We start from the raw sequence: 13,872 nt of genomic DNA on the forward strand, positions 1-13,872 counted from the left end.
ACGGGCCTCTTCCCTCATTCCTTTGCCTGTCACAGGAATCCAGCCAGCCCAAGTCATTGGGCTGGAAAGACCCTTCAATTCAGGTGAAGTGTCGAAGCGAGGTCGTGCCTTAAGACCGCCATTGCTGCCGCTCAGCCCTTCTTCACCCGAAACCGGTCGAGCCTCAGCCTCTCCCGCTCGTCGCTCAGGCTTTTGGCGGCGAGCCAGACCGCAGTCACCACGCTGGCCGTCGAGGCGGCGCAGAGGAGCAGCATCAGAAAGATCTGAGATTGCGCCGCAATTAGCGGATTGGCCCCGGCCAATATCTGCCCGCTCATGATGCCGGGCAGCGTGATCAGCCCGGCGCCCGCCATCTGGTTCAGCACCGGCAGCGTGCCGGCATAGATCGCCCGCTGCATCAACGGCGCGATCGCCTCTCGGCGCGTGCGCCCGAGCGAAAGCTGCGCCTCGATGGCTGCCCGCTGGGAAGACACGCCTTCGAAAATGTTGTTGAGCGCGATGCTGCTGGCGCTCATCGCCGAGCCTAAAATGATGCCGAAGATCGGAATGACGATCCTTGGTGCAGTCCAGTCTTCCGATCCCGCCACCGTCATCAGCGCAAAGGCCGCGACCAGCATCGTGCCGCCGGAGACCGCAATGCCGGAAAGCCCGTAATGCCAGAAGCCGATCAGCTTCTTGCGCTGCCGTGACCCCACTTCGAAAGTCGCTGCCACTAGCATCGCGAAAAGAACCAGAAGGCTCAGCCAATGGTCGGCGCTGGTAAAGATGAAACCCAGCACGAAACCGACCAGCAGAAGCTGCGCCACCATTCGCAGCGCCGCGATCAGGATGGACCGGTGAATGCCGAGGCTGAAAGCCACTGACAACACCGCGTTGACCAGAACCAGCAACGCCGCAAATGCCAGCTCGAAAGGGCCGAAGACGAGACCGTTCATTGCGGCCTCGCAAGCGTCATCACATGGTCGGCCAGCCGCTCCACCTGTTCCGGGTCATGCGAGGTCAAAACCACGGCGCATCCATCGGCCATCAGCTCTTTCACGATCTCTTCCACCGCCTTCACAGAAGCCGGGTCCAGCGCCGAAGTCGGCTCGTCCAGCAAAAGCACTTTCGGCCGATCCTCGATCGCCCGTAAAAATGCCATCCGCTGCCGCTCCCCGGTCGAAAGCCGCTCGGGTGCTGCCTCCAGCAGCGAAGCATCGAGAAAAAGCCGCTTCATCCCGTCGGTCTGCGCGCTTGCATCGGCAAAATGCTCGCCAACCGTTGCCGCCCACCAGCCGGGTTCGGAAGAAACATACCGCACCACCCGCCGCCATGCTGGCCCTGTCATCGAAGACGCCGCCAGCCCATCGACAAAACACTCCCCCTCATGCGGCACCAGATCGGCAATCATCCGCAATGTCAGGCTCTTTCCCGCCCCCGAAGGCCCGCTTACCGCGAGACACCGCCCCGCAGAGACTTCAAGCTCGATCGGTCCAACCAATTGGAATTTCAGCCCCCTGGCCGTCAGTCTTATCGCGGGGTTTTGCATGGGTGTCGTAATGGCATTAGGGGCGTTGGGGCGCAATATGGTGTGGGGACGGTTTGATGCGGTGGAAAGGGAAGCGTGGCCGATCGACGTCTTCATTGATGATCGCATGTCTGACGAATTATCAGGTCGAGCCGGACAAGTCGGATTTAGCTTTCCGAGATTGCTTGTGTCTGGATCCTCGGGTCAAGCCCGAGGATGACGGAGGAGAGGGATGCGCAAGGGCGCTTAAAGTAAACATCGAGTTTGGCTTGATTGCTTAATTTACTGTTTTATGCGGCTCCCACAAGTAAAGCATGCGCTCAGCAGATATTTGGAGAAACGTTGGCTTTCGGCTAAGCGCTACCCTAACGGCCGTCATCCTCGGGCTTGACCCGAGGATCCAGACGCAAGCCTAAAGTCGATGCCAATCCGGTAAAACGTGCCAGCCGGAGAGAGCCTTCTTCACCCAAGCTCATAATACAAATCCCGCCAGTGCGGGTTCATCGTCTCGATCAGCTCGATCTTCCATTTTCGGTACCAGCGCTTGAGTGATTTCTCCCGCTGTATCGCCGTCGTGATGCTCAGATGCTCCTCATACCAGACAAGCTGTCTGCAGCCGTATTTCGAGGCAAAACCGGGTGTCATGTCTTCGCGATGCTCCCAGATGCGCCTCTCAAGATCAGACGTCACGCCAATATAGAGCGTTCCGTTTTTGTGGTTGGTGATGATGTAGACATATCCCGCCATGCGAGCAGGATGTTGGGATGCACGCGCGTCGTCAATCCTAGCATTGTAGGGGCGTGTGCCTGGATCCTCGGGTCAAGCCCGAGGATGACGACAGATAGGTGAGAGCCAGAGTGCTACAAGCAAAGCAACGTCATTGTGCAAGCATGGAAATGTCGTCCGTCAGACCTTTATACTCGACGCACCAAGTTGCTGCCGCGTTCTCTGGCGAAACCTAAAAAGTGAGGCAGTACCGACCTTATTTCTGCCGACCAAGCACGACATCGCGTTAGGTGCTGTCCTACATCCCCTCAGATCCGTCATCCTCGGGCCTGACCCGAGGATCCAGACACAAGCACTCCAAGCGTCCTTGAGCATGGGGACGAAATCATGCCATGACCGAACAAAATCAACATCTTACGAAAATTTTATCCCCACCCTCCTAACCTATGACTACACTCTCCCCGTTCCGTCACGGATACACCGGCAGGCGTGCCGGCGAGGCGGGACCGGCGCTGGGGGTGAAGGGACGACGTGAACCGTCACCACCGGGGTCTGCGGAAAATGGTCTCCCTCCGGCGACACGGGGGAAGCGGCAAGGTTTTCGGACCGGCCTGCCGCTTCTGATGCCCGAATGGCGCGTCGGATGTGCCTGTGCGGCACACATGGTGGCCTGAAGAGTGGTTTCGCCGGGCGTTCAAGTCCGTCCGTGAAAACGGAGTGCCCGGCGGCGGCGACATGGAGGGTTGGCGATAAGTCCTCGGGTTTAACCCGAGGATCCGCCCGTTTTCCATCAAGCCAGACGAAAACCATTCGGCAAGGCAACGGCAGAGGGACCGGAGTCGCGGATAAAAACTGCCGAACGGGGCGCTGAGAGGTGTCACTTACAAACTAAATCATGAGGCAGCTTTCAGCGCCCCGTCCGAACTTGGAAATGCTCAAGATCGCCAAGGGCGTATTGCATCCATATCCCGATGCGCATCTGTCACCCAGTCAACGACCTTAATCCCTGCGACAAATCCGCATTTCGAGCATTCGCCCGTGGAGGACGCAAAAAATATTCGCATTTGCCGCTTTCGGCGGCGGTTTTCTTTCCTCACAACGCGCCTATTTTCTGCGATCACCACGGCAACTCATTCGTTGGAGAATACCGAAATGAACCTCGTCAAAACCACTCTCAAGGCTGTTGCCGCCGCCCTGCTCGTGCAGGCTGCTTTTGCCGCTCCGGTCTTTGCCGGCGAAAATCTCGACAAGATCAAAAAGGCCGGCGTCATCCGCATCGGCACGGAAGGCACCTACGCCCCCTTCACCTTCCACGACGCATCGAACAAGCTCGTAGGCTTCGATGTCGAGATCGGCGAAGCGGTTGCCAAGAAGCTCGGCGTGAAGGCACAGTTCATCGAAGGCAAGTGGGATGGCCTGATTGCCGGTATCGATGCGGATCGTTATGACGCCGTCATCAACCAGGTCGGTATCACCGATGCCCGCAAGCAGAAATACGCCTTCTCGGAGCCCTATATCGCCTCCAAGGCCGTGCTGATCGTCCGTGACGACAACACCGATATCAAGGGTTTTGCCGACCTCAAGGGCAAGAAGGCCGCCCAGTCGCTCACCAGCAATTACGGCAAGATGGCCGAGGCCGCAGGCGCCGAACTCGTCGGCACCGATGGTTTCGATCAGTCGATCCAGCTGGTTCTTACCCGCCGCGCCGATGCGACGCTGAACGACAGTCTTTCCTTCTTCGATTTCAAGAAGCAGAAGGCCGACGCACCGGTCAAGATCGTCGCCGAACAGGCTGAAGCCAGCTATTCCGGCGTCCTGCTGCGCAAGGGTGACGACGAACTGGTGGCCGAGGTCAACAAGGCGCTGGCCGATATCAAGGCCGACGGCACCTACAAGACGATCTCCGAGAAATATTTCGGTCAGGACGTCTCCAAGTAAGGGATATGCAAGAGATATTCGTCCGATCCTCCTGCACTTGAACCGTGCTACGATTTGGCGAAAGCTGAACCCGAACGTCCGGCCTTGGCCGGGCGTTTTCGTGTTAATGATCATAGAGCGTTAGAGAGTAAGGACTTCGCCCGTGCCGCATTGGCTTCAACTGATGATGGATTCATTTCCGACCCTGCTCTGGGCCGGTGTGAAATTCACCGTGCCGCTGACCTTGCTCTCCTTCGCCTTCGGCCTGACGCTCGGTCTCATCACCGCCGTCACAAGGCTGTTCGGCCCGAAGCCGCTGGTGCTGATCGCAAGGTTCTACGTCTGGGTCATTCGCGGCACGCCGCTGCTCGTCCAGCTTTTCGTCATCTTTTACGGCCTGCCCAGCGTCGGCATCCTACTCGATGCCTTCCCGGCGGCGCTGATCGGCTTCACGCTCAATATCGGCGCCTATTCGTCCGAAATCATTCGCGCGGTCATCGCCTCCGTGCCGAAAGGCCAGTGGGAAGCGGCCTATTCGATCGGCATGAACTGGCGTCAGGCCATGGCCCGCACCATCCTGCCGCAGGCCGCCCGTGTTGCCGTGCCGCCGCTCTCCAACACCTTCATCTCGCTGGTCAAGGATACATCGCTCGCCGCCGCCATCACCGTGCCGGAACTGTTTCAGGCCGCCCAGCGCATCGTCGCCACCACTTACGAGCCGCTGATCCTCTATATCCAGGCAGCGATCATCTATCTGGCGCTCAGCTCCGTGCTTTCGGCGCTGCAGGTACGGCTGGAAAAACGCTTTTCAAGATATGGCGGCATGCTGGAGGCCAACCGATGATCGAGCTCTCCCATATCCGCAAGAATTTCGGCGACCTTCAGGTCATCGACGATATCAGCCTCAAGGTAAATGAAGGCAGCGTCACTGCCCTTGTCGGCCCGTCGGGCGGCGGCAAGAGCACGCTTCTGCGCTGCATCAACCTGCTCGAAATCCCAACTTCCGGCACGATCCGCCTAGGTGATGCGGTAATCGAGTTCGCTCCCGGCAAAAAGGTCGGCTGGGATGCAGTTCAAAAAATCCGCCGCCAGACCGGCATGGTTTTTCAGAATTTCCAGCTTTTCCCCCACCGCACGGCGCTCGAAAATGTCATGGAAGGCTTGGTCACGGTGTTGAAATGGCCGCGTGAGAAGGCGGAAGCCCGTGCGCGTGAACTGCTCACCAAGGTCGGCATGGCGCATAAGGTCGACTCATGGCCCTCGACCCTTTCCGGCGGCCAGCAGCAGCGTGTAGCAATCGCCCGTGCACTCGCCATGTCGCCGCGTGTGCTGCTCTGCGACGAACCCACTTCGGCGCTCGATCCGGAACTGGCAACCGAAGTCGTCGAGGTCCTGAGCAAGCTTGCAGCCGAAGGCACGACCATGGTCATCGCCACCCACGACCTGCGCCTCGCCTCCCGCGTTGCCGATCATGCGGTCTTCCTCGAAGCCGGCAAGGTCGTCGAACAAGGGGCGGCCGATCGCGTTTTCGGCGCACCGGAACACGAGCGCACCCGCCGCTTCGTTTCCTCCATCAGCGCTGCCGTGCAGTCGGGCTATGGGGAGGGCATCTGATCGGGTAATCGGGGCCGAAACGGACGCATACGGAACTGATATTCATCAATTCGGCCTTGACGCCGGGGTTCAGGGAACTAGACCGCGGACACTTTATTTCGTTCGGGAGTGAATTCTTGAAATCCTTGGCAACCTTCTCCGCCTTCGTCGGCAAGACCTTCGCAATCTGGGTCATCGTCTTCGCCGTCCTCGGCTTCTTCTTTCCGGAAACCTTCAAGCAGATCGCGCCGTGGATCGTCACGCTTCTGTCGATCATCATGTTCGGCATGGGCCTGACGCTGTCGGTCGATGATTTCCGCGAAGTGGTAAAGCGCCCCTTCGACGTCACTATCGGCGTGCTCGGCCAGTTCATCATCATGCCGCTTCTGGCCGTGATCCTGACCATGGTCATCCCCATGCCGCCGGAGGTCGCCGCCGGTGTCATCCTCGTCGGTTGCTGCCCGGGCGGTACTTCGTCCAACGTCATGACCTACCTGTCGAAGGGCGATGTGGCGCTTTCGGTTGCCTGCACCTCGGTCACCACGCTGGCCGCACCGATCGTCACGCCTTTCCTCGTCTGGATGTTTGCCAGCCAGTACCTGCCGGTTGATGGCTGGGCGATGTTCATGTCGATCGTAAAGGTCGTTCTCGTGCCGCTGGCATTGGGTGCCCTGCTGCAGAAGCTCGTCCCTTCGGTCGTGAAGGCCGCCGTTCCGGCCCTGCCGCTCGTCAGCGTCATCGGCATCGTGCTGATCGTCTCGGCGGTCGTTGCGGCGTCCAAGGGCGCAATTGCCCAATCCGGCCTGCTCATCTTCGCCGTCGTCGTCCTGCACAATGGCCTTGGCTACCTGCTCGGCTTCTTCGCCGCCAAGGCGTCGGGCCTGTCGCTTGCCAAGCGCAAGGCGATCGCGATCGAAGTCGGCATGCAGAATTCCGGCCTCGGTGCCGCTCTGGCAACCGCCTATTTCTCCCCGCTCGCCGCAGTCCCGAGCGCCATCTTTTCCGTCTGGCACAACATTTCCGGCGCGCTCCTCTCCAACTGGTTCTCGGGCCGTCTGGACGAGGAAGACAAGGAAAAGCTCAGCCAGACTACCTGAGGTCTGAAGAAATCACGCAAACGAAAAGGGCGGCTCTCGGGCCGCCCTTTGCAATTCATAAGTCTACTTTGGTTTACCGCACGACCATCTGCTGCTGGCCGGTGGAAGCGGCGGGTTTCGGGTCGCGGGTCTTGGCCGGTGCCGGCTCCGCGGTGCCGAGATACTTGTCGCGTTCCCGCCAGACGGCCGGGATTGCAAGAAGTCCAACCGCAACGACCGCAATCGCCGTTTTTGTCAGTTCGTCCAGCTCCGGCGAACGGCCGTCGAAATAATAGACGAAGTAAACGATGGCGACGTGCCAGACATAGACATAAAGCGAATGGCGGCCGAGCAGGCGCAGGAAACGCAGAGTGAACACCCAGGTCAGTGCCGAGGCAATCGCGCGAACCCATGCCGCCTTGTGCTTCGGGCCGGCAACGATCAGCCAGGTGACGAGCAGACCCATCGCCGCGAAGTTCAACAGATAGACCGGACCGAAATCTGCACGGATTTCCATCGAGGCGAACTTGCCGATCATGTGCGGCGGCATCAGCTCATTGGCGGTAATCAGGCGCAGCGGCAGGAAGAACAGCACCAGCACCAGCGCCACCTTGGGGATGAAGGTGTTGTCGGGCGACAGCACATTACCCCAGTTGATCTTGCCCGAAGACGTCAGCGCGCCGAGCACCAGACCCGAGAAGAACACGATCTGCCAGCCGAACAGGTTGAACGAAACGCGCAGCCCCTGATCATCGGCACCCATGACCAGCTCGTTGAGCGGGATGGTGAGCAACTGGTGCAGGCCAAGCTGGCCGGCCATCCACAGCATGATCGATGCGGCCACCACATAGTGCCATTTGTCTTCCAGCACGAGCTTGATCAGCATTGGCGCAAACAGCATGTAGATGATGTATTGCGGCAGAATGTCCATGAAGGTCGGCTGGTACAGGAAGGTCGCGATCGCGGCGAGACGCAGCGGATCGTCGAAGGTCGTGTAGCCCAACCAGTTGAACCAGATCGAATAGGCGCCCGGCAGCACCATCTGCGCCACCATGACCGCGATCACGATGCCCATCGCATAACGATAAAGCTCGAACGCGCGGCTATAGATCGCCGAACGACCAGCCGCATATCCGGCCTTCATCATCTTGCGGGCGTAAACCATGCCGATCATCAGGCCGGAAAGGAATACGAAACCCTGAGCGTCCTCCACGAAGGCGAGCTGGTTGTGATTGATTTTTACAAGCAGGTATCCACCAGCAAAGATAAGGTGGTTGAGTACCATGAACACGAGGAAGTACCCTCGCATTCCGTCAATGATTTCAAAGCGCTTCATCGGTCGCGGTCTCCGTCTCTGCCGGTTCCGATGGTGCCAGCCCCTCGGTCCGTAAGGCCTCTGCGGGCCAGGAAGTCACGCGCCTAAACGTCGCGAGAAGCCGGAGAGTTCCGGCAAGAATCGGTATTAGCCGACGTTCAGACATTTCAACCGTAAACAGTCCGTGATGACTGTCACATGAACGGCATTTGTCAGTGGATGTGGAAAACTATTCGGCGGCGACCCGGCGCAAACCGGCGCTTTGCGTCAGATAAGCGCGGATTGCCGCAGGCTTTACTGGCTTGTGCTGCACGGCAATGCCATGCCGCTCGGCCTCTGCCCGAACCTCCGGTGTCCGGTCGGCCGTGATCAGCATCGCCGGTATTGCGGTCTGATAATGGGACCTCAGCGCAAGGATTGCCTCGATCCCGTAACCGTCGTCGAGATGGTAGTCGGCGATGATGACATCCGGCGGCGGTTCGCGGCCCTTGATGATCGTATCGATCTCGGCAAGCGAGCGGGCCTGGCCGACCGTGCAGCCCCAGCCGGTGATCAGAAGGCTCATGCCTTCGAGGATCTGCGGTTCGTTGTCGACGCAGAGCACCCGCAATCCATTCAACACATTGGCGGGTTTTGCACGCTCGCGTCGAACCCTGGCCGAAGCAGCGTTCGGCGCAGCGAGGTCTCGCGGGATCTCGACGCGGAAGCTCGTGCCGCGGCCGGGCTGCGAGGCAAGCTGTACCGGATGGCTCAGCATCCGCGACAGCCGGTCGACGATGGAAAGCCCCAGCCCCAATCCGCTTGCAGTCCGCGCGCCATCCTCCAGCCGGGCGAATTCCTTGAACACGGTGCGGAATTTTGATGACGGAATGCCGATGCCTGAATCCAGCACCTCGATAATCACCTTGTCGCCACGCCGACGCGCGCCGACGATTACCTTGCCCGAGACCGTGTACTTGATCGCGTTGGAAACGAGGTTCTGCACCAGTCGCCGCAGCAGGTTGGCGTCGGACACCACTTTCAGCGAGGTCGGCATGACGACGAATTTGAGATCCTTCTCCCGCGCCATCGGCGAAAAGTCCGTGTCGATCCGCTTGAACAGATCGTCCAGCTCTATCGAGCTGAAACGGGGCTTCATCGTGCCGGTGTCGAGCCGCGAAATGTCCAGTACGGCGCCAAGGATTGTTTCGACCGATTCCAGCGAACTGTCGATGTTGCGGGCGATCGCCGCATTCTTGTCCGCGCCGGCAAGCCGTTCGACGAGCGTCGATGAATAAAGCCGGGCGGCATTGAGCGGCTGCAGGATGTCATGGCCTGCAGCGGCAAAAAAGCGGGTCTTGCTAACATTCGCCTCGTCGGCCGAGGCCCGAGCCTCGCCGAGCGCGCGGTTGACGCGGGTAAGCTCCGCAGTTCGCTCCCCGACCCGCTGCTCCAGCGTCTCGTTCGCCTGTTTCAGCGCCTGATCCGCGGCAACGCGCGCGGTAATGTCGGTAAAGGTTGCAACGAAACCCGCATCCGGCATGGGGTTGCTGCGGACTTCGATGATCCGCCCACCGCCTTGCACCATGAGCGAGAAGGTCGTTCCGAGATCCTTGAACTGGCTGGTAATAGCTTCTGTTTCACTCTCGCCCACATCGCCGCGTTCGGCGAGCAGCGCCACGATATCGGAAAGCTGAAAACCCACCTGGCCCGCCTGTTCGGGAAGATCCAGCAACTGACGGAACCGACGGTTCCAAACCGTCAGCCGGTCGGAACTGTCGAACACGGCAATCCCCTGATCCATGTGGGAAAGTGCCGTCTGCATCATGTCCTGATTATATTGCAGCGCCTCGCTCGCCTGGTCGAGCAGCCAGGCGGTGTCGGAATTGGTGTCCTCCACCTTCTGCAGCAGCAGCGAAAGCACCAGCCGCGCCGAAGACGAGCCGATTGCGCTGCCGAGCAACTGTTCGGAAAAATGGATCATCGCCATGTCGGCCTGCTGGTCGTCCCGGAACCGGCGCCCGGCAGTTTTTTCGTAATTGGAGAAGGAGCGCAGCATCCGCTCCTCGCCGAGATAACGGGCGATCACCGTCTTCAGGTCACCGACGCTGATGCGGGTCTTCCAGCCGCGCGTGGCAAATTGTGACCGTGGCTGGCGCTTGACGAAAATCCCCGCCTGCAACCGCTCCACCGGGCGTGGATTTCGCGACAGCGAACCGAGCACGAATGCAATCGTGTTGAGCGCGAGGCTGAATATCGTCGTCGTGACGAAAGGATCGATCTCCCGCCCGGAAAAGATCGCAGCGCCGGGAAAGATGAAATTCAGCACGGCCGCCGCGATATGGGAGTTGTCCGGTCCGCCAAGGCTCGGCAGGAACAGGAGATAGGCCCAGGACAGGAAGCCGAAGGAAAGGCCTAAAATGGCGCCGCGCGCATTGGCCCGCCGCCAGATCAGCCCGCCGAGAAGGGCAGGGGCGATCTGCGCAATGGCGGCAAACGCGAGCAGGCCGATCGACGCCAGCCCCGACTGGCTGTCGGCCATCCGGTAATAACCGTAGCCGAGCAGCATCACGGCAAAGATCGCCGCACGGCGGATATTGAGAAGCGTGCGGGTGAGGTCCTGGCTTGCGCCGGCATGCGAGGCGAGCTTGCGACGCAGGAAAAGCGGCAGCACGATATCGTTGGATATCATGATCGACAGCGCCACCGATTCCACGATCACCATTGCCGTTGCTGCCGAAAAACCGCCGATGAAGGTCATCAGCGTGACGAAGGGAAGCCCGGCTTCGAGCGGCAGCGTCAGAACATACAGGTCGGCATCGCCCATGCCGCCGAACGTGATCAGCCCGGCTGCCGCCACCGGGATCACGAAGATATTGATGGCGATGAGATAGACCGGCAGCAGGAAAGCGGCGGCACGGCGTTCCCGCGGTGTTCGGTTCTCCACCACCGTGACATGGAACTGCCGCGGCAGTATGACGATTGCGAACGCCGACAAAAGAATGACCAGCACCCATCGGCTGACCGGCGTTTCATAGGATGCAGCGGATGCAACCAGCAGGCTTTCTGATGCCCTGGCCGCAAGATCCGACCATCCGTCGAACATGAAGAACACGACGGCGATCCCGACTGTCGCGAAGGCGACCAGCTTCACGAGGGACTCCATGGCGACAGCCAGGATCAGCCCGTCCTGATGTTCTGTCGCATCCGTATGGCGAGTGCCGAAGACGACGGCGAAACAGGCCATCAGCAGGGTAACGATCAGCGCGAGATCGATGAAATGCAGGTTGCCGCTGCCGATGCCGAAATCGGATGGATTGACCATCACCGCGACGGAGCTGGACACTGCTTTCAGCTGCAGCGCGATATAGGGCACAGTGCCGACCAGCGCGAGCACGGCGACGATCGCTGCTACCGTGGCGTTCTTGCCGTAACGGGCGGCAATGAAATCGGCGATCGAGGTGAGTTTTTCCGCCTTGGCCAGTTCGACGATGCGGCGAATGATCGGCATGCCGAGCGTGAACGCCAGGATCGGCCCGATATAGATCGCGGCGAATTCCAGCCCGCGCTGGGAGGCAAGGCCGACACCGCCGAAATAGGTCCAGGAGGTGCAGTAAACGGCAAGGCTCAAGGCATAGACCAGCGGTCGCCCGCCTTTGGGAACACCCGAAAGCCGGCTCTTTCTGTCGCCGTAACTCGCCACCGCAAAAAGCAGCAGAATATAGGCGAATGCCGAGACAAGAATGACCCAGCCTTGAAGCATGTTTCCTCCCCCGCAGGCACGTGCGGACAGGAGATGAGATTAAGCGAAAGACGAAGCGTTGGAAATCGGCGAAGCCTCGTCAAAAAGTTCAATGCGGTCGAAGCTTCTCTGAGGATCTGTCAGGTTTAAACCCTTGGCTTTTTGCATCTTTTCAGTATCTGATGAAACGCTATGTTAAGCACGACGGCAACCGAGAGAGGGGTCAAGTCATGTCTGTAGTCAGCGAGTTTCGTTCATTTATTGCAAAGGGCAATGTTATCGATCTGGCGGTCGGTATCATCATTGGCGGCGCCTTTACCGGCATCGTTACATCGCTTGTCAATGATATCGTCATGCCGGTCGTCGGCGCGATCACCGGCGGCGGTTTCGATTTCTCCAATTACTTCATCGCGCTGTCGAGCGCCGTCACGGCTCCGTCGCTGGAAGAGGCGCGCAAGCAGGGCGCTGTCTTCGCTTATGGCAGCTTCATCACTGTTATGATCAATTTCGTCATTCTCGCCTTCATCATCTTCCTGATGGTCAAGGGTGTGAACAAGCTGCGCGCCATGGAAGAAAAGAAGCCGGTCGATGAAAAGCCTGCACCGCCGCCGGCCGATATCCAGCTTCTTTCGGAAATCCGCGATATCTTGAAGACGAAGTAACGAGACGCCTTGAGCCTGCAACTCATCAGAACAATGAATTGCAGGCTCAAGGAAACTCATGGGATTTCCGGACTTTTCTGCGCTATGAAAGGCACACGAAAAACAGGAAATCCGCATGTCTCTGCTTGGCTCCCTCAGTTCCCGCGCTCTTGCTGCTCCTGAAAGCGGCATTGTCGAGATCATTACCCATGCCCGCATCGGCGGCCGTGACGATCTGATCCCGCTTTGGGCGGGTGAGGGCGATCTGCCAAGCCCGGATTTCATCAACCGCGCAGCATCCGACGCGCTTCTGGGTGGCGAGACCTTCTATACCTGGCAGCGCGGCATTCCCGAGCTGCGACAGGCGCTTGCCGATTATTACACTCGCCATTTCGCGGTTTCGCTGCCGCCCGAGCATTTTTACGTCACCGGTTCCGGCATGCATGCCATCATGATGGCCGTGCAGGCGATCTGCGGACCGGGCGACGAGATGATCTATCTGTCGCCCACCTGGCCGAACATCGTTTCCGCAATCGAGCTTTCCGGCGCTGTCGCTACCGGCCTGCCGCTTGAGTTCACCGGTGGTAAATGGTCGCTCGACCTGAATAGGCTCGAAGCAATGATCACGCCGAAGACCAAGGGCCTGTTCGTCAACACGCCGTCCAACCCGACCGGCTGGACCGCGACGAAGGAAGACTTGGCCAGCATCCTCGGGCTTGCGCGTAAACACGGCCTGTGGATCATCGCCGACGAAATCTATTCCCGCTATTATTACGGCGGCGCGGTGAGGGCTCCGTCCTTCCTCGATATCGCGGAGCCGAACGACCGCATCATCTATGCGAACTCGTTCTCGAAGAACTGGTCGATGACCGGCTGGCGCGTCGGTTGGCTGGTCGCCCCGCCGGAATTGGGGCAGGTCATCGAGAACCTCATCCAGTATTCGAATTCCGGTGTCGCCCAGTTCATGCAGCGTGGCGCCGTCGTGGCGCTGAATGAAGGGGATGCTTTCGTTGAGGAAAATATCGAGCGCGCCCGCGTTTCTCGCGACATTCTCTGCGACAGGCTGATCGCCACCAACCGTGTCCAGACGCTGAAGCCCGAAGGGGCGATTTATGCGTTCCTGAAAGTGGATGGCATCACTGACAGCCGCGCGGCGGCACTCGATATCGTCGACAAGATCGGCGTGGCACTCGCACCGGGATCGGCCTTCGGCAAGGGCGGCGAGAATTTTCTCCGCGCCTGCTTCCTGCGCAATCCCAAGCATGTCGAAGAGGCCGCCGACCGGCTCGCGGGTTATATCAAGGCGCTCTGAGACAGTTGCCGGGGCTATTCGATAAAATTCGAAATATCCCCGAAAACCTCCCTTATCCACGTCA

The 13,872-nt window shown here is 59.5% G+C and carries 11 protein-coding genes; 6 read left to right on the forward strand and 5 right to left on the reverse strand.

Annotated features, from left to right (window positions below; all coding sequences use genetic code 11):
- Positions 1–131: 131 nt before the first annotated feature.
- The 3 genes from MRBLMR1_RS15375 to MRBLMR1_RS15385 form a co-directional block, all read right to left on the reverse strand.
- Entirely contained in the window at positions 132–935 is an 804-nt protein-coding gene (locus tag MRBLMR1_RS15375; RefSeq protein WP_148148281.1) for an ABC transporter permease, read from the reverse strand.
- A complete protein-coding gene (locus MRBLMR1_RS15380) occupies positions 932–1,480 on the reverse strand; it encodes an ABC transporter ATP-binding protein (protein WP_210303628.1) in 549 nt (182 codons plus the stop codon). The genes MRBLMR1_RS15375 and MRBLMR1_RS15380 overlap by 4 nt, the downstream gene beginning before the upstream one ends.
- A gap of 489 nt (positions 1,481–1,969) precedes the next feature.
- The gene (locus tag MRBLMR1_RS15385; protein ID WP_148148279.1) at positions 1,970–2,254 is read right to left on the reverse strand and encodes a GIY-YIG nuclease family protein; all 285 of its coding nucleotides are present in this window, start codon (positions 2,252–2,254) and stop codon (positions 1,970–1,972) included.
- A 1,131-nt stretch (positions 2,255–3,385) separates the two neighbouring features.
- Between MRBLMR1_RS15385 and MRBLMR1_RS15390 the strand changes: the two genes are divergently transcribed.
- From MRBLMR1_RS15390 to MRBLMR1_RS15405, 4 genes are all read left to right on the forward strand, one after another.
- The gene (locus MRBLMR1_RS15390) at positions 3,386–4,171 is read left to right on the forward strand and encodes an amino acid ABC transporter substrate-binding protein (RefSeq protein WP_148144446.1); all 786 of its coding nucleotides are present in this window, start codon (positions 3,386–3,388) and stop codon (positions 4,169–4,171) included.
- A 142-nt stretch (positions 4,172–4,313) separates the two neighbouring features.
- On the forward strand, positions 4,314–4,994 hold the full coding sequence (locus MRBLMR1_RS15395) for an ABC transporter permease subunit (RefSeq protein ID WP_148144445.1): 681 nt from the start codon (positions 4,314–4,316) through the stop codon (positions 4,992–4,994).
- A complete protein-coding gene (locus MRBLMR1_RS15400; RefSeq protein ID WP_148144444.1) occupies positions 4,991–5,764 on the forward strand; it encodes an amino acid ABC transporter ATP-binding protein in 774 nt (257 codons plus the stop codon). The genes MRBLMR1_RS15395 and MRBLMR1_RS15400 overlap by 4 nt, the downstream gene beginning before the upstream one ends.
- A gap of 116 nt (positions 5,765–5,880) precedes the next feature.
- Positions 5,881–6,840 carry a bile acid:sodium symporter family protein gene (locus MRBLMR1_RS15405; RefSeq protein ID WP_148144443.1) on the forward strand — a complete coding sequence of 320 codons (960 nt, stop codon included), beginning with the start codon at positions 5,881–5,883 and terminating at the stop codon, positions 6,838–6,840.
- A 73-nt stretch (positions 6,841–6,913) separates the two neighbouring features.
- Here MRBLMR1_RS15405 and MRBLMR1_RS15410 read toward each other — a convergent pair whose 3' ends face one another.
- Both MRBLMR1_RS15410 and MRBLMR1_RS15415 read right to left on the reverse strand, forming a co-directional pair.
- Positions 6,914–8,155 carry an OpgC family protein gene (locus MRBLMR1_RS15410; protein WP_148144442.1) on the reverse strand — a complete coding sequence of 414 codons (1,242 nt, stop codon included), beginning with the start codon at positions 8,153–8,155 and terminating at the stop codon, positions 6,914–6,916.
- 208 nt (positions 8,156–8,363) lie between these two features.
- The gene (locus tag MRBLMR1_RS15415; protein WP_148144441.1) at positions 8,364–11,876 is read right to left on the reverse strand and encodes a PAS domain-containing hybrid sensor histidine kinase/response regulator; all 3,513 of its coding nucleotides are present in this window, start codon (positions 11,874–11,876) and stop codon (positions 8,364–8,366) included.
- Between the two features lie 209 nt (positions 11,877–12,085).
- On the opposite strand from MRBLMR1_RS15415, the gene mscL reads away from it, so the two are divergent.
- Positions 12,086–12,517: a large conductance mechanosensitive channel protein MscL gene (gene mscL / locus MRBLMR1_RS15420; protein WP_148144440.1), complete on the forward strand. Its 432-nt coding sequence runs from the start codon at positions 12,086–12,088 to the stop codon at positions 12,515–12,517.
- A gap of 115 nt (positions 12,518–12,632) precedes the next feature.
- Positions 12,633–13,808, forward strand: a complete 1,176-nt coding sequence (locus MRBLMR1_RS15425; RefSeq protein WP_148144439.1) for a pyridoxal phosphate-dependent aminotransferase — start codon at positions 12,633–12,635, stop codon at positions 13,806–13,808.
- The last annotated feature ends 64 nt before the right edge of the window (positions 13,809–13,872 follow it).

The sequence above is a fragment of the Neorhizobium sp. LMR1-1-1.1 genome (assembly GCF_040675795.1).
GTDB lineage: Bacteria > Pseudomonadota > Alphaproteobacteria > Rhizobiales > Rhizobiaceae > Neorhizobium > Neorhizobium cellulosilyticum.